13 protein-coding genes are annotated in these 19,933 nt (G+C 64.1%); 6 read left to right on the forward strand and 7 right to left on the reverse strand.

Annotated features, from left to right (window positions below; all coding sequences use genetic code 11):
- Positions 1–93 precede the first annotated feature (93 nt).
- Positions 94–1,464 carry a nucleotide 5'-monophosphate nucleosidase PpnN gene (gene ppnN / locus CD932_RS18525; protein WP_094444233.1) on the reverse strand — a complete coding sequence of 457 codons (1,371 nt, stop codon included), beginning with the start codon at positions 1,462–1,464 and terminating at the stop codon, positions 94–96.
- Between the two features lie 310 nt (positions 1,465–1,774).
- Between ppnN and CD932_RS18530 the strand changes: the two genes are divergently transcribed.
- From CD932_RS18530 to CD932_RS18540, 3 genes are all read left to right on the forward strand, one after another.
- The gene (locus CD932_RS18530) at positions 1,775–3,280 is read left to right on the forward strand and encodes a peptide MFS transporter (RefSeq protein ID WP_094444234.1); all 1,506 of its coding nucleotides are present in this window, start codon (positions 1,775–1,777) and stop codon (positions 3,278–3,280) included.
- A 129-nt stretch (positions 3,281–3,409) separates the two neighbouring features.
- Entirely contained in the window at positions 3,410–4,099 is a 690-nt protein-coding gene (locus tag CD932_RS18535) for a UPF0149 family protein (RefSeq protein ID WP_094444235.1), read from the forward strand.
- Between the two features lie 12 nt (positions 4,100–4,111).
- A complete protein-coding gene (locus CD932_RS18540; RefSeq protein ID WP_094444236.1) occupies positions 4,112–5,803 on the forward strand; it encodes a hypothetical protein in 1,692 nt (563 codons plus the stop codon).
- A 4-nt stretch (positions 5,804–5,807) separates the two neighbouring features.
- Here CD932_RS18540 and CD932_RS18545 read toward each other — a convergent pair whose 3' ends face one another.
- Together CD932_RS18545 and CD932_RS18550 are read right to left on the reverse strand one after the other, a co-directional pair.
- Positions 5,808–6,482, reverse strand: coding sequence for a GNAT family N-acetyltransferase (locus tag CD932_RS18545; RefSeq protein ID WP_094444237.1), 675 nt, complete (start codon positions 6,480–6,482; stop codon positions 5,808–5,810).
- 288 nt (positions 6,483–6,770) lie between these two features.
- Positions 6,771–9,038, reverse strand: a complete 2,268-nt coding sequence (locus tag CD932_RS18550) for an OPT family oligopeptide transporter (protein WP_094444238.1) — start codon at positions 9,036–9,038, stop codon at positions 6,771–6,773.
- 187 nt (positions 9,039–9,225) lie between these two features.
- Between CD932_RS18550 and CD932_RS18555 the strand changes: the two genes are divergently transcribed.
- A complete protein-coding gene (locus CD932_RS18555) occupies positions 9,226–11,553 on the forward strand; it encodes a penicillin-binding protein 1A (RefSeq protein ID WP_176461047.1) in 2,328 nt (775 codons plus the stop codon).
- 48 nt (positions 11,554–11,601) lie between these two features.
- Here CD932_RS18555 and CD932_RS18560 read toward each other — a convergent pair whose 3' ends face one another.
- Complete coding sequence (locus tag CD932_RS18560; protein ID WP_094444239.1) at positions 11,602–12,294, reverse strand: TetR/AcrR family transcriptional regulator; 693 nt, start codon at positions 12,292–12,294, stop codon at positions 11,602–11,604.
- A 328-nt stretch (positions 12,295–12,622) separates the two neighbouring features.
- Here CD932_RS18560 and CD932_RS18565 point away from each other — a divergent pair, with 328 nt between their 5' ends.
- Positions 12,623–13,540, forward strand: a complete 918-nt coding sequence (locus CD932_RS18565) for a triacylglycerol lipase (protein ID WP_094444240.1) — start codon at positions 12,623–12,625, stop codon at positions 13,538–13,540.
- Positions 13,541–13,550: 10 nt separating this feature from the next.
- On the forward strand, positions 13,551–14,465 hold the full coding sequence (locus CD932_RS18570; protein ID WP_094444241.1) for a lipase secretion chaperone: 915 nt from the start codon (positions 13,551–13,553) through the stop codon (positions 14,463–14,465).
- 186 nt (positions 14,466–14,651) lie between these two features.
- Here CD932_RS18570 and CD932_RS18575 read toward each other — a convergent pair whose 3' ends face one another.
- From CD932_RS18575 to CD932_RS29675, 3 genes are all read right to left on the reverse strand, one after another.
- A complete protein-coding gene (locus CD932_RS18575) occupies positions 14,652–17,462 on the reverse strand; it encodes a winged helix-turn-helix domain-containing protein (protein ID WP_094444242.1) in 2,811 nt (936 codons plus the stop codon).
- A gap of 82 nt (positions 17,463–17,544) precedes the next feature.
- Positions 17,545–18,321 carry a bifunctional diguanylate cyclase/phosphodiesterase gene (locus CD932_RS18580; RefSeq protein ID WP_094444243.1) on the reverse strand — a complete coding sequence of 259 codons (777 nt, stop codon included), beginning with the start codon at positions 18,319–18,321 and terminating at the stop codon, positions 17,545–17,547.
- The gene (locus CD932_RS29675; protein WP_303396096.1) at positions 18,321–19,901 is read right to left on the reverse strand and encodes a methyl-accepting chemotaxis protein; all 1,581 of its coding nucleotides are present in this window, start codon (positions 19,899–19,901) and stop codon (positions 18,321–18,323) included. The genes CD932_RS18580 and CD932_RS29675 overlap by 1 nt, the downstream gene beginning before the upstream one ends.
- Between the last annotated feature and the right edge of the window lie 32 nt (positions 19,902–19,933).

Raw genomic sequence — 19,933 nt, forward strand, 5'->3', positions numbered from 1 at the left:
AACTCGTCAAAAGTAACATTTGCACAGAATTTGTACGATTTCAACAAAAAAAACCACAGCGGCAGGCCACCGCCGTGGCACATTGCAAAACGGCTATTGCATCACCGTATAACAAGGCACATAGGCCGTGCCCGCCAATTTCATGCGATGCTGCGCCACGAACGAGGCCAGCAGCGCATCCATCGGCCCCATGATGTCCTTGTCGCCATGGATCTCGAAGTTGCCGTATTGTTCGATCGAGCGGATGCCGTCGTCCTTGACGTTGCCGGCCACCACGCCCGAAAACGCGCGGCGCAGCTGGGCGGCCAGCAAGTGCGTGGCCTGGTTCTTGTGCAAACTCAGGTTGCGCATGTTTTCATGCGTGGGGTGGAACGGCTTCTGGAACTCGTGATCGATTTTCAGCAGCCAATTGAAATAATAGGCGTCACTGTGTGCCTTGCGGAATTCGCGCACCTGCTTGATGCCTTCAAGCATTTCGCGCGCCACCAGTTCCGGATCGTCGATAATGATCTTGTAGCGCTGCTGCGCTTCCGGCCCCAGGGTGTCGTGGATGAACTGGTTGATCTGCACGAAATATTCGCGCGAGGTTTCCGGCCCCGTGAAAATCAGGGGGAAGGGAATCTCGGCGTTTTCCGGGTGCAGCAATATCCCCAGGATATACAGGATCTCTTCGGCCGTGCCGGCGCCGCCCGGAAACACGACAATGCCGTGACCGGCGCGCACGAACGCTTCCAGGCGCTTTTCGATATCGGGCATGATCACCAGGTCATTGACGATGGGGTTGGGCGACTCGGCGGCGATAATGCCCGGCTCGGTGATGCCCAGGTAGCGGCCATTGTGCAAGCGCTGCTTGGCGTGGCCGATGGTGGCCCCTTTCATGGGGCCTTTCATGGCGCCCGGGCCGCAGCCGGTGCAGATATCGAGGCCGCGCAAGCCCAGCTGGTAGCCCACTTCCTTCGAATAATTATATTCGGCGCGATTGATCGAATGGCCGCCCCAGCACACCACCAGGTTGGGATTGAGCTGGGTTTGCAGCACATTGGCGTTGCGCAGGATATGAAACACGGCGTCGGTCACGCCTTCCGTGCTGTGCAGGTCGAATTTCGGGTTGCCCGTCACTTCGTCGCTGACAAAGATAATATCGCGCAGCACGGCAAACAGATGCTCGTGGATGCCCTTGATCATCTTGCCGTCGACAAAGGCGATCATCGGCGCGCCCTTGATGTCGAGCTTGATGCCGCGCTCGCGCTGGATAATGGAAATCTCGAACGACTCGTAGCGCTCCAGCAAGGCGCGACCATCGTCGATGGTGCTGCCGCAGTTCAATACCGCCAGCGCGCAGCGGCGGAAGGTGTTGTACAGGCCGCCCTGGCTGGTGTCGAGCAATTTGTTGACTTCAGTCTTGGAGAGCACGTCCAGGCGGCCCTCCGGTGAAACCAGAGCATCGATAACGTCGTGTTCCATAGTGCGAAAATTCCTTTAAAAATCGATCCTCGAAGGTCTTGCGGCTCCAATATACGACAAGTCAGCTCGCTTGTGCTGCGCCATGGAAAAAACGTCGCCCTGCCTGCTGGCGCACAAACCGGTTTGACCAAGATGAAACAGTCATTCTTGCTAATGCAAATCGAAATCTTCGCTCCGCGCAATTTGTAGATTAGAATGCCTGCCTATTGGAATTGCCGTGCGTCCGCCACTTCACAAGAGTACGGGCCGCGCGCCATATTCCATATGGTTGTTTTATCGATTGACTATAATAATTTTCAGGAGGAACCGCATGAGCGGTGCGACTACGCCCAACAAGGAAGCCGTAATTCCCGAGTTCACGCAGATCATGGGCCATCCCAGCCCACTGTGGATGTTGTTCATGACTGAATTCTGGGAACGCTTCGCGTTCTACGGAGTTCGCTGGGCGCTGGTCCTGTATATCGTCGCCCAGTTCCATGGTGGCGACGCGTCGGGCCAGGCTGCGGCCAACCTTACCTATGGTTCCTTCCTCGCGCTGGTGTATGCCGGCGCCCTGTTCGGCGGCTATATCGCCGACCGCGTGATCGGTTACCAGCGCTCCATCCTGCTGGGCGCCATCTTCATGGCCGCCGGCCTGTTCTGTATCGCCGTGCCGAACCAGGATATTTTCAACCTGGGCCTGGCCACCATGATCGTCGGTAACGGCATGTTCAAGCCGAACATCTCGACCATGGTCGGCAAGCTGTACACGACCGCCGATCCGCGCCGCGACAGCGGTTTCACGATCTTTTACATGGGCATCAACATGGGCGCCATGGTCGCTCCCGTGTTTACGCAATGGCTGGCCGAATCGGTCTTTGGCACCGGCGGCATGCCATCGTACAAGGTGGTATTCATGGCGGCCGGCGTCGGCATGCTGATCAGCCTGGTGTGGTTCTATATCGGCCGCAACGCCCTCAAGGGCATCGGCGCGCCGGAAACGCAAGCGGCCAACCCGATGCGCGTCGTCTGGGTGGCGCTCGGTTGCCTGTGCGTGATTCCCGTGATGTATTTCCTGCTGACGGTGGGCGCCGCCAACCTGCAGATCGTGCTGAGCATCCTGTTTGTCGGCCTGGCCGTCATGCTGATGATCGAAGGTATCCGCAACGGCAAGGTCGCGCGCGACAAGACTATCGCCATGCTGCTGATCTTTGCCTTCAATATCCTGTTCTGGATGTTTTTCGAGCAGGCTGGCAGCTCGTTTACCTTCCTGGCTGACAACATCGTCAACCGCGACCTGGGCTTCTGGACCTTCCCGACCGCCTACTTCCAGAGCGTCAATTCGGTGGCCATCATCGTGTTCGCACCGATTATCGCCGCCGTCTGGGTGTTCCTGGCGCGCCGTAACGTCAATCCCTCGATCCCGCGCAAATTCGGCCTGGGCCTGCTGGGCAATGCGGCCGCCTTCGGCCTGCTGATCTTCGCACTGTCGAGCCTGGTTGGCGCCGACAACAAGATCCCGTTCTGGACCCTGTTCATGGTCTACGTGATCCAGTCGATCGGCGAACTGTGCCTGTCGCCGATCGGCCTGTCGATGGTCACCAAGCTGGCGCCGGTACGCCTGGTCGGCATGGGCATGGGCGGCTGGTTTCTGTCGACCGGTATCGGCAACAACCTGTCGGGCATCTTTGCCAGCTACGTCAGCGGCGAGAGCGGCATGTCGGCCCAGTCGGCACTGGCCGGCTACACCTTCGGTTTCTGGTCGCTGCTGGGCGCCGGCGCGGTGCTGTTCCTGATCGCACCGCTGATCAACAAGCTGATGCACGGCGTGAAATAATCACGTAACGCTCCACCAGGACGGCGGCCTGCGGGCCGCCGTTTTTATTGCCGGTTACAATACCGCCTCCCGGTCCCGGTCCCGATCCCGCTCCCGGTCCCGCCTGTCCAACCATCACTATTGAAACCTATGTCCAGCATCTCCACCACCTCGCCCCTTTCCGACGACGAATACGCCGAACTCGATGTCCTGCTGGCCAGGCCGGCACTTGAAGGGCGCGCGATGGACGTGTCGATGCTGGAAGGATTGATTACCGCCGTGGCGCTGAGCCCGAACCAGCTCGCCAGTTCCGCATGGCTGCCCTGGATCTGGGACAAGGAGAGCGGCAAGACCGTCTCCGCGCTGAGCGAGACCGACACCGCGCGCGCCGAAGCGCTGGCCCGGCGCCACTTCGACTATATGGTCGAATGGCTGGCGAAAGACCCGAACAGCTTCGAGCCGATCTACGAATGCGGCCCGGAATGGAGCGTGCCGGGCTGGTGCGCCGGTTTCGTCCTTGGCACTGCGCTGGACAAGCCACAGTGGGCGGCGCTGGGCGTGAGCCACCCGCAATACCTGGCGCCGTTCAAACATCTTGCGACTGCCGCCGAACTCGATGACGAAGCAGCCGAGGAAGCGATGGCGGCGGTGATCCCGTCCGTGATCGCCATCAACGCAGCCTGGGCGCGCCAGCGCCACCTGAAAAGCCAGGCCCACAGCCAGCCTGGCGGCACGGTCTTGCGCGAGGTGCCGAAGACGGGCCGCAACGACCCTTGCCACTGCGGCAGCGGCAAGAAATACAAGAAGTGCTGCGCCGACGCCGATAGCGCGGCCAGCTGAAGCGCGACCGCCTTGCGCCAGCTGCTGACGACGGTTTTTCGCTTCCTGCTGCGCCATGCGCTGCAGTTCCTGCTGTTTATCGTCATCCTGCTGGCCGGGCGCTATCTGCTGGCCGAATGGCGCGAGTTTCAGGCCACCAGCGTATCGATCAGTATCTTGCGCCAGGCCGCCAGCACCGGCGAGCGCCATGGCGCCAGCCTGGCGCAAGCGGCCAGCGCCCGGCTGGCCGGCCTGCAGCACGCCTCGCAGGCCGCCGTCGACACGCGCCTGTCCAGCGTGCGCGAACAACTGCACCAGCTTCACGCCGAACCCTCCCCATCGCTGTTCACCCTGCCCTTGCCTGGCGCCAGCATGCTTGCCGAGCGCGCGCAGCAGGAAGCCATGCGCCGGGTCGAGCTCGAGGTGCTGTCGCAGGAAGCGCGCTATCTGACGGCCCTGCAGGCGGCGCTGCGCGGCGGCGACGCGCGCCAGGCTTTGCTGCGGCTGCATCAGGAACATGTGCAGGCCTATGCGGCGCTGCAGGCCAATTTGCAGCAGCAGCGCCAGCTCACACTGGCGCACCCGCTGGCGGCGCACCTGCCGGGCAGCGTGGCGCATGGCCAGCGATTGGCGCTGGAAACGCAGGAAGAACGCCTGCGCAAAACCAATCTGGAGGCCTATCAGCAGTATCTGCTGCAGCGCGCGCGCACCAATCATGCCGGCAAGCCCGCGCCGTTCGCCATCGATACACCGGCGCTGTCTGCCGCGCTGGCGCCGCTGCGGCAAACCATCACGGCCGGCGAAGCGCAACTGGCGCAACACTGGCTCGCCCGCTGGCGCGCACCCGTGCTTGAAGTGATTCCCATGGCTGCGCTGCTGGTGCTGTCGGCGATCCTGACGCCACTGGCCATCAAGGCCTTTTTCTACTTTGTGCTCGCGCCGCTGGCGTCGCGTTTGAAACCGCTGGCAATCGCGCATGAACTGGGGCTCGACGGCACCCGCGCCTGCCCGCCGCTGGCGCCACAATCGCGCATCTCCGGCGTCTCGCAAGCCTTGCTGCTGGCGCCGGGCGACACCATGCTGATCCATCCGGCCTACCTGCAATCGTCACCAAGCGGCACGCGCAAGCGCACGCAGTGGCTGCTGGACTGGTCGTATCCTTTCACCAGCCTGGCCGCCGGCATGGTGGCCCTGACGCGCATCACCAGCAGCGAGCCGGCGTCGGTGACGCTGTCGGCCAGCGACGACCCGCTGATGGAGGTGGCGGTGCTGCGCCTGCCCATCGGTGCGGCGCTGGTATTCCAGCCACGGGGACTGGTCGGGCTGATTTTTCATGCCCCGCAAAAACCGGCCATCAGCAGCCACTGGCGCCTGGCCAGCCTGCACGCCTGGCTCACGCTGCAGCTGCGCTTTATCGTCTTTCGCGGCCCCGTCACCCTGATCGTGCGCGGCACGCGCGGCGTGCGCATGGAGCCGGCCGGCGCTGGCCGCAGCATCAGCCAGGCCGCCACCCTGGGCTTTTCCACCGGCGTGCAGTATTCGACCGTGCGCAGCGAAACCTTTATCCCCTACCTGCGCGGCCAGCAAGCCTTGCTCAACGACCGCTTCGACGGCGACGGCGTCTACCTGTACGAAGAAACCCCGCGCCATGGCAAGCAGCCAGGCAAGGTAGGCAGCTGGTTCGAAGGGTTCACGGATGCGGTGTTGAAGGTGCTCGGGATCTGACTGCTCAGGCGCCGTCCTGCAGGAATTCCTTGCGCAGCAGTGCATGGCTATGCAGGTCGACAAAAACGCCGTTCAGGCATTCCGCCTCGCGCAGCACGCCTTCGAGCGTGAAACCGAGCCGCTGGCCAAGTGCCATGCTGGACCTGTTCGCGGCCGCGCATTGCATCTCGATGCGGTTAAGCCCCAGCACACCAAACGCATGGCCCAGCACCGCCCGCACCGACGCCGTCCCGATGCCCTTGCCCTGGAACCGGCTGCCCAGGTAATAGCCGATTGCCGCCGTCCGATCCTCGTGGTCGATCTCCTTGAGCCGTATGCTGCCACACAAGTCGGCACCGGAAAAGATATGCCATTCCAGCAGCGTCGCATCGACATCGCGTTCGGACACCCGCTCCAGATAGGCCCGAGCCTCGTCCTCGCCGGCCAGTTGCGCCACTTTCGGCAACCAGGTTTGCAGATGATTGATATTTTCCCGCACCAGCAAAGCGAGTTGCGGAGCATGTTGCGCCAAGGTTGGAATAATCGAGATGCCGGCAAGCGCTGATGCAATCTGATGCATGGATGTCTTTTCAAGAAGAGCGAGTTGTAAAGAAAACGCCTGGTGGTACAGTAATGTAGTTAAGTTAACATCCTTCAAATTTTTGAGGTACTGGATCTGGCTGACATAGAAAACTCGCATGCCTTGGCGTCCCTGCTAAATAAGCACACCAGCAAAACGTACTAAAACACCTGTCGTCCGTACAGGCGTACCGGGCCAAGCGGGCCTGAAAAATGTCGAGGGCAAGGCGCAGCGACGAAGACAGTACGCTAGTACGGCGAGGAGCTGCAACGCCGCCATCGGCATTTTCTCAGGCTCGCGTCTCCGGCCCGCCATTTTAACGCCTTGCGCCTTTAAATACGTCGGGCGGTTTAACTTGACGGCAATACTGGTGGTGGCCCAGGCGGCTTGCATGACAGCAACAAAAAATCAATCCTGCACGCCATCCTTTTTCTTCTCGCGCGCCACCACATACAGCAGCACGATCATCACCGCATACGGCAGCAGCGACAGCGCGTCCGCATGCAGGCCCGCGTAGAACGGATTGCCGTGTTCGGCCCAGTCGGCCATCATCTGGTCGAAGTGGGTCAGCACGCCGGCCGTGATGGCGATGATGATGCCGGCCAGAGCGCCGCCGGCGATATAGCCGGAAGCGAGCAGCACGCCCGAGCTGCGGTCGCCCGCCAGCTGGCGCTCTTCCTCGTTCAACCGGGCGTTGTGTGCGAGCCGGTTGTTGCGGCGGTCGGCCAGCCAGCGGATCGCGCCGCCGACAAAGATCGGCAGGGTCGACGACAGCGGCAGATAGACGCCGACCGAAAACGCCAGCGAGGCGATGCCCGCCATTTCCAGCACCACGGCGATCATCACGCCGAACAGCACCAGCGTCCACGGCAGCTGCTGGTCCAGAATGCCCTTGATAATGTAGGACATCAGCACGGCCTTCGGCGCATCGTATTTTTTCACTTCCGAACCATCGGGGCGCTTGTTGTAGGCGCCGTTGATGCCCGGGTCGACCAGATAAGCCAGCTGGCCGTCGTCCTTGACGAAATACTTGCCGGCCGGGCCACCGACGGTATCGGTCTTCTGCCAGACCTTATAAGTGTTATGGTCGGTTTCCGCTTGCGGGCCATGCAGCTCGCCGGTGACCGTCAGCTTCGACGCATCGACCGTGAGACCAGGCGCCACCTGCGCGGCCGGCACATACACGGTGCTCGCTTCATTGAGCTTCAACAGGATCGGCCCCAGGATCAGCGCCGACGACAGCGCGCCGGCCAGGATCGCATACTGCTGCAATCGCGGCGTGGCGCCGATCAGGTAACCGGTTTTGAGGTCCTGCGAGGTGGTGCCGGCATTGCTGGCGGCGATGCAGACGATGGCGCCGACCGACAAGGCGGTGACGTAGTAGCGCCCGCCCGTCCAGCCCATCAGCAGGAAGATCAGGCAGGTAAACAGCAAGGTGGCCACCGCCATGCCCGAAATCGGATTCGACGAGGAGCCAATTTCGCCGGTCAGGCGCGACGACACGGTGGCGAACAGGAAGCCGAACACCAGGATCAGCAGCGCACCCAATACGTTCATGTGCAGCGGCGTGGCAAAGGTGATCACGGCGATGATGGCCAGGCAGCCGATGATGACCCATTTGAGCGGAATATCCTGCTCGGTGCGCAGGGTCGAATTGGCCTTGCTGCCCTTGCCCATGCCGGCCAGGCCAGCCGACAGGCTGCGCCAGATCATCGGCATGGCGCGCACCAGTGAAATCAGTCCGCCGGCCGCCACCGCGCCGGCGCCGATATACAGTACATAGGCGCTGCGGATATCGTCGGCGCCCATGGCGCTGATCAATTTGGTGCCAGGCGAAAGCACGGTGGTGAGGTTGTCGCCAAAGAATTTGATCATCGGGATCAGGAGCAGGTAAGACAGCACGCCGCCGGCCGCCATGGTGGCGGCGATGCGCGGGCCGATGATGTAGCCGACGCCGAGCAGCTCGGGCGAAATCTCGGCGCCGATGGAACCGGCCTTCAGGGGCGCGCCGAACTCCACGCCCGGCGTATCCTTCCAACCCTTGAGCGAGATATTGAACACTTTATAGAGCAAGCCGACGGCAAAGCCGCCGAAGATGATCTTGGCGCGGCGCCTGGCGTCCTTGGCGGCGACCGAATCGGACGCGATGCTCTCGCCGGCGGCGATGCGCGATTCATCGGTGGCGGCAGCTTTCAGCACTTCCGCGCAAGCCGTGCCTTCAGGGAATTTGAGTTCCTTGTGCTGGTCGACGATCATGGTGCGGCGCATCGGGATCATCATCAAAATGCCCAGCAAGCCACCCAGTACGCCAACCAGCATGACGCGCGAAATCTCCAGGTCAAAACCGAGGATCAGGATCGCCGGCATCGTCACGCCCAGGCCAAAGGCCAGCGATTCGCCGGCCGAACCGGCCGTTTGCGTGATGCTGTTTTCGAGGATCGACGAATCCTTGCCGCCCACCTTCTTGGCCAGGCCGAACAGGGTAATCGCGATCACGGCGACGGGAATCGACGCGCTGACGGTCAGGCCGACCTTGAGTACCAGGTACAGCGACGAGGCGCCAAAGACCATGCCCAGGATGACGCCCATCAGCAAGGCGCGGAAGGTCATCTCGGGGAGCTGCGCGTCGGCCGGGATATACGGTCTGACCGCGCCCGGGTTTGCATCTTTCGCCATAAAGTTCCTCGTTATCTATAAATCAAAACAGCCCGGATTGGCGCCCGGGCTATTTATTGAAGCCGTGACTATCGCACAGCCGCGTTTCCCTGAAAAGGTTTTTTGCGCGGCCGTCCTGCTGCAAAGCGGCGCCTGTCATGGTCTATAATCGCTGCCACCGTGCCCCGCACGCTTATGCGAGACTGACTTGACTGCTAACCGATCCGGCTTTCCCTGGCCATCCCGCCGCGCCGTGGTGCGCGGCCTGCTCCTTGCCGGCTGCGCCGCCCTGGCCTGCGCCATCGGACTGGCCGGCTATCTGTTCCTGTATGTGAAACCGCGCCTGCCGGCGCTCGACGTCATTACCGACTACCAGCCGAAGATCCCGCTGCGGGTCTACACGGCAGACAAGGTCCTGATCGGCGAATTCGGCGAGGAACATCGCGACTTCCTGCCGATCGCGCAGGTGCCGGAAATGATGAAGAAGGCCCTGATGGCCATCGAGGACAGCCGCTTCTATGAACACAATGGCATCGACTTCGTGCGCGTCGGCGGCGCCGTGATGTCCAACCTGCGCCATGGCTTCGGCCATGGCGGCGGCTCCACTCTCACCATGCAGGTGGCGCGCAACTTCTTCCTCACGCGCGACAAGGTCGCCTCGCGCAAGCTCAATGAAATCATGCTGGCCCTGAAGATCGAGGCGACCCTGTCGAAAGACCAGATTCTCGAGCTGTACATGAACCAGGTCTATCTGGGCCAGCGCTCGTTCGGCTTTGCCAGCGCGGCGCAAACCTATTTCGGCAAACCCCTGGCTGAACTGTCAATCGCCGAAATGGCCATGCTGGCCGGCCTGCCGCAGAACCCGTCGCGCCACAACCCGATCAGCAACCCGAAACGCGCCCACGCGCGCCAGCAGCTGGTCCTGAAACGCATGCGCGACCTTGACTACATCAGCGATGGCCAGTACCAGCAGGCGCTCAAGCAGCCGCTGCACTACAACACGCGCGGCAGCCAGGGCTTCGACACGCACGCCGAATACGTGGCCGAACTGGCGCGCCAGGCGGTGTTCGCCCAGTACAAGGAAGACAGCTATACCAAGGGCATCAGCGTCTATACCACCATCCTGAAGGCGGACCAGGATGCGGCCTATGCCGCCACCCGCCGCAACGTGATCGCCTATGACCAGCGCCACGGCTACCGCGGCCCGGAAACCTTTATCGAGCTGCCGCCTGAACCCGAACTGCGCGACGACGCCATCGACGCGGCGCTGCAAAAGCGCCCCGACAGCGACGGCCTGGTCGCCGCCGTCGTCACCGATGTCGCCAACGGCCAGGTGACGGTCGATACCGGCGACGGCGACGCCAAGGTCATCACCGGCGCCGGCCTGCGCTTTGCCGCCCCTGCCCTGTCCGCCAAGGCAGCGGCCGGCATCAAGCTGCGCCCGGGCGCCGTGATCAGGGTCAGCAAGGACGCGAAGGACAACTGGATGATTACGCAAGTGCCACTGGTGGCGGCCGCCTTTGTCTCGCTCGACGCCGACACCGGCGCCTACCATGCGATGGTGGGCGGCTTCGACTACAACCTGCAAAAATTCAATCATGTCACGCAAGCCTGGCGCCAGCCCGGTTCGGCCATGAAGCCTTTTGTGTATTCGGCGGCGCTGGAAAAAGGCTTTTCGCCGGCCACCCTGATCAATGACGTGCCGCTGGAGCTGCAGGCGGGCGGCAAGATCTGGGCGCCGCAGAATGACGACTTCAAGTTCGATGGCCCGATCACCATGCGCTACGCGCTGGCGCAGTCAAAGAACGTGGCCTCGGTGCGCATCCTGCGCGCGCTGGGCGTGCCCTACGCCCACGAGTTCATCGAAAAATTCGGCTTCGACCCGGCACGCCAGCCGAACAACCTGACCATGGCGCTCGGCACCGGCTCGGTCACGCCGGTGCAGATGGCGGGTGCCTATGCGCTGTTCGCCAATGGCGGCCACCAGGTCGAACCCTACCTGATCGACCGCATCGTCGACGCCAGGGGCGTGGTGCTGATGCAGACCAAGCCGCCGGCACCCGGCGACGACAAGACCCTGGCGCTCGACCCGCGCAACGCCTTCGTGATGGACAGCATGCTGCGCGAAGTGACGCGTTCGGGCACGGGCGCGGGCGCCACCCGCAAGCTGGGCCGCAACGATATCGCCGGCAAGACCGGCACCACCAGCGACGCCGTCGACGGCTGGTTCGCCGGCTACAGCGGCGGCATCGTGGCGGTGGCGTGGATGGGCTACGATGAACCGAAGTCGCTGGGCGGCCGTGAATTTGGCGCTACCCTGGCCATGCCGATCTGGATCGACTACATGCAGGCGGCGCTGGCCAACCGAGCGCAAATCACGCGCGCCGTGCCGGCCGGCCTGAGCCAGGTCGACGGCGAATGGATGTATGACGAATTCATCGACATGAATGGCGTGAAAACGCTGGACATGGAGAGCGAGACGCCGACCGATCCGGCGGCGGTGCCGGAAGCGCTGCCGGTGGAAACGACGCAATAGACAAAAATGGCCGGGAGTGATCCCGGCCATTTCAATCGCATGCGCGGTTTATGCCGTCACGCTCAGATATCCCCTCACCGTGCGCACCGTGCTGTCGGCAAAATCATCGACGCTGATCTTGGCGGCGCGGTACTTCCAGCGCTTCACATACCAGTCCTGGAACAGTGCCAGGCAGTGCGAGGCCAGCAGGGTCGCATCACCCTGCGGCTGCGGGCGGATCTCAAGGATGGTCTGGGCCAGCAAGGTCTGCACGTACAACTCCGACTGCTTGGCCATGCTGCGCTGCTCGACCTGCAGCACGCGCGAATCCATGTACACAAAATAAAACCAGGGCTGCAGGATTTCGGACAGGTAGATCGAGGAACGGATCATCGCCTCGAGCCGGTCGAGCGGCGACTTGACGTCGACGAACATCTGCGGCAAGGCCTGCGTGGCGTGGCGCACCACGTCCTCGATCATTTCTGCCAGCTGGTCCTTGCCGGTGATATAGCCATACAGGCCACCCATCGAGAGCCCCGTCTCGCGGCACAGATCGCGCAAGCTCATGGCGCGAAAACCCACGTCATTGGCCAGCCTGAAGGTGGCGCCAAAGATGCGTTCGAGGTTTTCCAGCGCGGGCTTGCGGCGCTTGACGCCGATGCGGCCCGCATGGCGGTCGAGGATATATTCCCAGATATTGACGCCATCTAACGGCGTCATCTGCTGGAACTGTTCAAAGTTGAAATGGGTCGACAAGTGCATTCCCAAAAGACAGTGTAAAAACGGCGCCACCCGTTACTGCAAGCAGGGCGGATGCGCAAAGCGGCCCTGATTATAGCGCAGCAAAATCACGCCTGGCCTTTTCAATTTGACCATGCCCGCCTGGCGCAACGCCTGGCGCAACATCGCGGCAACACCCCTGTCTCTTATATTGCACTGCAATATGGATTTGACAAGCTTTTCAGGCTCGGCAGTGCTACATTTAATAGACCGAGCGCTCGCTATATTATCTGCCACACAGATGGCGGCAGATGGCAGCGCCGGTACCGCTGCAGCATCGACATTTACCATTAACAATAACGGAGACAAAATGAAGACCCGCTTCTGGCAATTGCTGTCCACCCTCGTCCTGGCCTGCTGCATCGGCCTGCCCGCCAGCGCCGGCGCCGCCGGCTACACCCAGACCAAATACCCCATCGTGCTGGTGCACGGCCTGTTCGGCTTCGAAAAACTCGGCCCCGTCGAAATGTTTTATGGCATCCCCGCCGCCCTGCGCAGCGGCGGCGCCAACGTCTACACCGTCACCGTGTCGGCCGCCAACAGCACCGAAGTACGCGGCGAACAATTGCTGTCGCAGGTGCGGCAAATCCTCGCCGCCACCGGCGCGGCCAAGGTCAATCTGATCGGCCACAGCCACGGCGGCCCGACGACGCGCTATGTCGCCTCCGTGCGGCCCGACCTGGTGGCGTCGGTGACCAACGTGGCGGGCGTCAACAAGGGCACGAAGGTGGCCGACCTCCTGGTCGGCGCCATCCCCATTACCAGCGCCGCCCTCGGCACCGGCCTGGGCTCGCTGATCGACTTTATTTCGGGCAACAAAGGCTTGCCGCAAAACGGCGGCGCTGCGCTGGCCTCGCTGTCGACCGCCGGCGCGCTGGCCTTCAATGCCCGCTATCCGGAGGGGCTGCCAACGACCGCCTGCGGCGAAGGCGCCTACCAGGAACGCGGCGTTTACTATTTTTCGTGGAGCGGCGCCCAGCCCTATACCAATCCACTGGACGCGGGCGACGCGGCGCTGGCCGCCACCAGCCTGGCCTTTGGCGGCGACAAGAATGACGGCCTGGTCGGCAGTTGCTCCAGCCACCTGGGCAAGGTGATCCGCGACGATTACGCCATGAACCACCTCGATGAAATCAATCAGTTCATCGGCATCGTCAACCTGTTCGAGACCTCGCCCGTCACGGTGTTCCGCCAGCAGGCCAACCGCCTGCAAGGCCTGGGCTTGTAAGGAGGCCGCCATGCGCACGAACAAGACCTTGATTGCGGCCGGCGCCCTGGCCGCCCTGGCGCTGTACCTGACCTTCTCGCCCGGCGAGGTGCCGCCGCCGGTCCGGAAGGAAGACCCCGACCTGTTCGCGTTCGTGCGCTCGATGGAAGGCACGCGGCCCGACGGCAATGTGACCGCATCTGCCGCCGACACCCTGGTGGTCGATGCGGAACTGGGCCATTTGTTCGACTACTACCTGGCGGGCCTCGGCGAAAAGCCGCTGGCCGCCATCCGCAGCCAGATCGAGCTGGAACTGGACCGACGCCTGGCGCCGGCGCCGGCGCGCGAAGCCAAGCGCCTGCTGGGCGCTTATCTGGCCTACAAGCAGGCGCTGGCCGGCATCGAGCAAGGCCTGGCGCCGTCCGGCAATGCGCTGCAAGCGGCGCAAGCGAGGCTGCAGGCGATGCGCGCGCTGCGCCCCAGTTACTTCACGACGCAGGAAAGCGCCGGCCTGTTCGGCGCAGACGACGCGCGCGACGACGATGCCCTGGCGCGCCTGGCGGTGCTGGCAGACAGCCAGCTGGGCGAACAGGAACGCCAGCGCAAGCTGGCCGCCCTCGACGCGGCACTGACACCAGCCCAGCGCATCGAACGCGACGCGCCGCTGAAGGTCAGCGCGCTCGACGAAGCGGTACGCACCCTGCGCGCGCAAGGCGGCGGCGACAATGAAGTCTACCAGTTGCGCGCGGCCACCTTCACCCCTGAAGCGGCGGCCCGCCTGGCCGACCTCGATCGCGAAGAAGCACAGTGGCAGCAGCGCATCAACGCCTGGCGCGCGCAAAAGGCCAGCCTGGGCGCAGGCGCGCAAGACCCGGCCAAGGTGCAGCAAGTGACCAACACCCTGTTTTCGCCGGAAGAGCAAAGGCGGCTGAGGGCATACGAGTGAAGCACGCTGCGCAAAGCCCGGGGGGGGCAGTCAGCGTCAACTGGGCCACGACGTACTGGCCGCCTCGCCCAACAGCGACACCGGCAGGCCACCGTGCTCGCTGACCGTCTGGCTCCCGTAGCCGGGCAAGCCGCGCGCCGCCACGTATGGCGAGGCAGCCCGCAATGCCGTTCTGTCAAGGCGGTGTCATGCCAACGCCGCCAGCAATTGCGCCGCTGCCGTCACGTCAAAGCTGGCATGGCCCTGCGTGTAGCGCCCATGCACGGGCAGCAGCAACGCGCGCGCTTCGTCTGGCCGCCCCTGTTCGTGCAGGACGGTCGCCAGGCTGGTGGCGCAGCGCAGCTCCCAGCCGAGCGCGCGCTGGGCGCCGGCGAGACCCAGTGCCTCTTCCAGCAGCCGGCGCACCATTTCCTGCCCTTGCGCATCGCCAGGGCGCAATGCCTGCCAGCGGCGCAGCGCGGCGCGGCGCATTACCTCCGGCGCACTCCATGGCGCGTCGCCGGCACGGGCGCGGCGTAGCGCTTCGCCATTGGCCGCCGCATCGAGCAAGGTCGCCATCAGGTCGATTTGCAGCGACCAGCCATGCGCTGCCGGCCAGGCAAAAACGCCTGGCTGGTCCACGCCGCCCAACGCAGCCCTGTAGCTGGCACCCCATTCCTGCCAGTGCGGCAAGCCGTGGCGCGCCGCATGCTCGCACAGGGAATCGATCCAGCCGCGCGCCATGTCGAGCCGGCCGCACCACAAGGCCACGGGAATCGCGCTAACGGCCAGCGCCACGCACAGCGACACGCCGTTGTGCGCGAAGCCCTCCTCGACGACCTGGCAGGCAATCGCCAGCGCATCGTCGGGGCGGCCCATCAGCCATACGCAGCGCGCCAGGTTGCCGCGCAGGCAGACCTGGTGGTCGGCCAGCAAGCCGTGGTTCAGGCTGCGCTGGCCGGTGCCATCGGGGTGGTCCATCACCAGGCGCGACAGCACGGCCGATTCTGCATGCCGTCCCTGCAGGTGTTCGCCGACGGCCAGCATACCCGCGTGTAACAACCGCATCGCGGTATCTCCTTCGGTCTCGCACAGCGCCGCAAACTGCGCCGCGCAGGCGTCAGCGGCGCGATAGTCGGCCATCACCATGCGCGCGATCCACATGCCGCAAATGGCTTCGGCGCAGCCGCCCGCCGCGCCGCGCGTGATGGCCAGGACGCAGGCGCGCTGAAATCGCGCCAGCATGGCGCCGCTCACGCCCTCGGTATGCAGCAGCAGATGTCCCAGCGAGACGCACAGCCGCATTTCACTATCGGCATCATCGACGCCATGCGCGGCCATGCGCGCCAGCGCATGTTCGAGCCGCACCCGGTATTCGTCCATCAGCGATGGCCGGTAAAACAGAATATGGCTGGACAGGGTCAGCGCCACCCCCAGCGCCAGGTCGCCGTGTGCGCCAAAAGCCCAGTCGATGGCGGCGCGCATGTCGTCCACATGGCGGCGATACGAGACGCCCCGGCTGGCCGCCGGCAAACGCTGCCAGTCGGCGGCGATACGGCGCGCCAGGGCCAGGCAATGGAGCGCATGGCGGCGGCATACCGCATCCTGCTCGCCGCTCTCGGCCAGCAGCGCGGCGGCATACGCGCGCGTGGTTTCCGGCAAACGATAATACACGCGCTCGCAGCCGGCCTCGACGCTGAGCAGCGACTTCGACGCCAGGTCGGCCACGGCGTCATACACGTCGCGGCCGGCCACGGCGATCGCCGATTCGAGCCGGAAGCGGCTCTTGAACACGCTCAGCGCCTGCAACACACAGCGCTCTTCAGCGTCGAGCAGGCCATAGCTCCAATCGAGGCTCGCGCGCAGGCTCTGGTGGCGCGGCGGCGCATTGCGCGGTCCGCGCACCAGCAGGCGGAAACGGTCATCGAGCTGGCGCCGCAAGCCGTGCAAGCCAAAATGGCCGATGCGCCCGGCCGCCAGCTCCAGCGCCAGCGGCACACCATCGAGGCGGCGGCAGATTTCGGCCACCACCGGCACGTCGGCATCGGCCAGCACGAAGCTGGCGTCGATGGCGGTGCAACGCTCACAAAACAGCTGCACCGCCGGGTGGTAGCGCAGCGCCGTATCGGGTGCCGTATCGGGTGCCGTATCGGGTGCCGCGTCCAGCGGCGGCAGCTCCAGCGCGGGCAAGCGCAGCAATTGCTCGCCCGAGATGCGCAGCGGTTCGCGGCTGGTGGCCAGCACCTGCAGCGCCGGCGCGCCCTTGAGCAGCACATCGGCCAGGACGGCGGCGGCGGCGATCACATGTTCGCAGTTATCAAACACCACCAGCATCTGACGCTGGTGCAGATAGGCCAGCAAAGCCGGCATCGGTTCGTGCGACGGCACCGCCACGCCCAGCGCCGTGGCCAGCGCCAGCGGCACCAGATGGCCTTCGGCCACGGCAGCCAGGTCGACAAAGCAGATGCCGTCGGCATGGCGGCGCAGCACGCGCATGGCCAGCGCCACGGCAACCGAGGTCTTGCCAATACCGCCGGGGCCGACGATGCTGAGCAGGCGTACATGCAGCAAGTGGCCGGCCATGGCATGCAAGATGTCGGCACGCCCCATCATGCGAGTGAGCAGTACCGGCAGGTTGTAGCGCACCTCGGTGATGGCGCTGCCCGCCGCACCGGTGGCGGCCGTTTCGCCGACGCGCGACACGGGCGCGAGAAAACCGTAACCGCGCCCCGCCACGGTGGTGATATAGCGCTGACCATCGCGTCCGTCGCCCAGCACCTTGCGCAGCGCGGCCAGATGCACGCGCAAGGTGGCGTCGTCGACCACCGCGTTGGGCCAGACAAGGGCCAGCAATTCATGTTTGTCGACGATATCGCCAGCGCGTTCCAGCAAGGCCAGCAACACGTCCATGGCGCGACTTCCCAGGCGCAAGGCCCGTTCGCCTTCCAGCAGCCGGCGTTCAAGCGGCAATAGGCGAAACGGGCCGAAAACAAAGGCCGGGACGGTGCTGTTCATCATGGGGGTGTGGAAGAGAATGGTCTCAGGACATGCGGTGTGCCAGGCATTTTACGGAAAATCCGCTTTCCCCCGGCACGCACTACTACATGTTGCACTCCGGCGACGCGCACGCATTATCGAGCAAAACCCGGACGGACGCAGCCGGCGCCGGGCGGTGCAGATAGTAGCCCTGTACCTGCTGGCAACCCAGGCTGCGCAGCATGGCCAGCTGGACGCCATCCTCGACGCCCTCGGCCAGCACCTGCAGCTCCAGGCTGCGCGCCAGCGCGATGGTCGACGCGACGATGATGGCATCCCTGGAGTCGCTGCCAATGTCGGTGATGAAACAGCGGTCGATCTTGACGGTATGGACAGGCAACATCTTGAGGTGATGCAGGCCTGCATAGCCGGTGCCATAGTCGTCGAGCGCAATGCGCACGCCCAGCGTGCGCAGCCGCGACAGCACGGCGCACGCTTGCACCATGTCGACGATCTGGCCGCTTTCCGTCACTTCCAGTTCCAGCAAGGTGGCCGGCAAATCATGCTGGCGCAGGCAAGCCTGCACCGTGTAAAACAGTTGCGGATCGCTCAGTTGCCGTACTGACAGGTTGACCGCGACCGGCACCAGCGGCAGGCCTGCCGCGCGCCACTGCGCCAGTTGCCGGCAGGCGGTGGCAATACCCCAATTGCCCAGCTCGACGATGGTGCCGCTCTGCTCGCACAGGGCGATGAACTGCTGCGGGAACCCCAGGCCACGGCCGGGCTGGCGCCACCGCAACAGCGCTTCCAGGCCCACCAGGCGCAAGTGCGAGGTATCGAACTTGCCCTGATAGTGAAAGCAGAATTCATCGTTGTGCAGGGCGCAGGCCAGGCCAGCCACTAGGCGGGCAGCCGCAGCACCGCGCGCGCCGGCGTCAAGCTGGCGTGCTCCTGCTGCAGCCGAAAGACACTGACGACCTGCTGCAGCCGCGCCGCTTCGCTTTGCAGCGACTGCGAAGCGGCCGCCGCTTCTTCCACCAGCGCCGCATTTTGCTGCGTCACTTCATCCATCTGCACCACCGCTTCGCTGACCTGGCCGATGCCCGTACTCTGCTCGGCGCTGGCGGTGGTGATGTCGCTCACCATGCGGCTGACCTTTTCCACCGCCTGCACCACGTCGGCCATGGTGGCGCCAGCCTGCGTGACGAGCGCCGAACCGTTGGACACCTGCAAGCTGGAGGCGGCGATCAGGGCGCGGATGTCGCGCGCGGCCGAGGCGCTGCGCTGGGCAAGGTTACGCACCTCGGTGGCCACCACCGCAAAACCGCGCCCCTGCTCGCCGGCGCGCGCCGCTTCCACCGCCGCATTCAAGGCCAGGATATTGGTCTGGAAGGCGATGCCGTCGATTACGCCGATGATCTCGGCGATCTGCGCCGAGGAGCTGCTGATCGCCTGCATGGTGTTGACCACCTGCCCGACCGCCTCGCCGCCACGGTTGGCGACCTGCGCCGCTGCCAAAGCCAGGGCGCTCGCTTCACGCGCATTGTCGACATTCTGCCGCACCGTGGAACTGAGTTCCTCCATCGCCGACGCCGTCTGTTCGAGCGAGCTGGCCTGCTCCTCGGTACGTGCCGACAGGTCGATATTGCCGGCCGCGATCTCGGTCGACGCGGTGGCGATGGTATCGGTGCCAGTGCGCACCTGCCGCACGATATCTTGCAGGTTGCCATTCATGGTCGACAGCGCGTCGAGCAGCTTGCCCGTTTCATCGGTGCCGTGGTGGCCAAAGGTGGAGCTGAGGTCGCCGGCAGCTACCGTCTGCGCCACGCCCAGCGCACGCTGCAGGGGACGCACGATGCTGCGCGTGACGAGCCAGGCCGTGACGACGGCAAACAAGATGGCCGCCGCGCTCAGGGCCAGCACCATCGCCCGCGCCGTCAGGTATTCGTCGTGCACGCGCTGTCCCGATTCCACCATGCGCTCGTGCTGGTGCGTGATCAGGGCTTCGAGCGCGGCCATGTAGCGCAGCTGGTCGGCGCGCACGGTTTGCAGCAGCAAGGCGCTCGCTTCGTCACGCGCTCCGTCATGGAGCAGCGCCAGCACCTTGTCACGCCCCACATTGTAGACGCTGCGCGCATCCTTCACGCCCTCGATCAATTGCTTGCCCTTGCCGGAGTCGACCAATTTGTCCAGTTCGCCCAGCTTCTGCTCGGTCACCGCGCTGGCCTTGGCAATGACGTCGCGCTCCTGCGCCACTTGTTCCAATTCGTACATCAGGAACAAATTGCGCGAGGAGCGCGCAATCACGTTGACCTGCTTGATGATGTCATTGGCCAGCACGGTTTTCGGATATTCGCGTTCGACCACGCCACGCATGCGCTCGTCCAGCAAGGACAAGCGCACCAGGCCCAGCGCGGCGACAGCCAGCAACAACACGGTCAGCACCGCGAACGACCAGCGCAAGCGCGTTCCTATATTCATATTCGCCATATTTTTGCATTCTTCAAGGTGAG

The organism is Janthinobacterium sp. PC23-8, from assembly GCF_002250505.1.
Taxonomy (GTDB): Bacteria; Pseudomonadota; Gammaproteobacteria; order Burkholderiales; family Burkholderiaceae_D; genus Janthinobacterium.

Bases quoted from the DNA above. Each gene is read 5' to 3' on its own strand.
- ppnN (WP_094444233.1), bottom strand. From the start codon at position 1,464: ATGGAACACGACGTTATCGATGCTCTGGTTTCACCGGAGGGCCGCCTG.
- CD932_RS18530 (WP_094444234.1), top strand. From the start codon at position 1,775: ATGAGCGGTGCGACTACGCCCAACAAGGAAGCCGTAATTCCCGAGTTC.
- CD932_RS18535 (WP_094444235.1), top strand. From the start codon at position 3,410: ATGTCCAGCATCTCCACCACCTCGCCCCTTTCCGACGACGAATACGCC.
- CD932_RS18545 (WP_094444237.1), bottom strand. From the start codon at position 6,482: ATGCGAGTTTTCTATGTCAGCCAGATCCAGTACCTCAAAAATTTGAAG.
- CD932_RS18550 (WP_094444238.1), bottom strand. From the start codon at position 9,038: ATGGCGAAAGATGCAAACCCGGGCGCGGTCAGACCGTATATCCCGGCC.
- CD932_RS18560 (WP_094444239.1), bottom strand. From the start codon at position 12,294: ATGCACTTGTCGACCCATTTCAACTTTGAACAGTTCCAGCAGATGACG.
- CD932_RS18565 (WP_094444240.1), top strand. From the start codon at position 12,623: ATGAAGACCCGCTTCTGGCAATTGCTGTCCACCCTCGTCCTGGCCTGC.
- CD932_RS18570 (WP_094444241.1), top strand. From the start codon at position 13,551: ATGCGCACGAACAAGACCTTGATTGCGGCCGGCGCCCTGGCCGCCCTG.
- CD932_RS18575 (WP_094444242.1), bottom strand. From the start codon at position 17,462: ATGATGAACAGCACCGTCCCGGCCTTTGTTTTCGGCCCGTTTCGCCTA.
- CD932_RS29675 (WP_303396096.1), bottom strand. From the start codon at position 19,901: ATGAATATAGGAACGCGCTTGCGCTGGTCGTTCGCGGTGCTGACCGTG.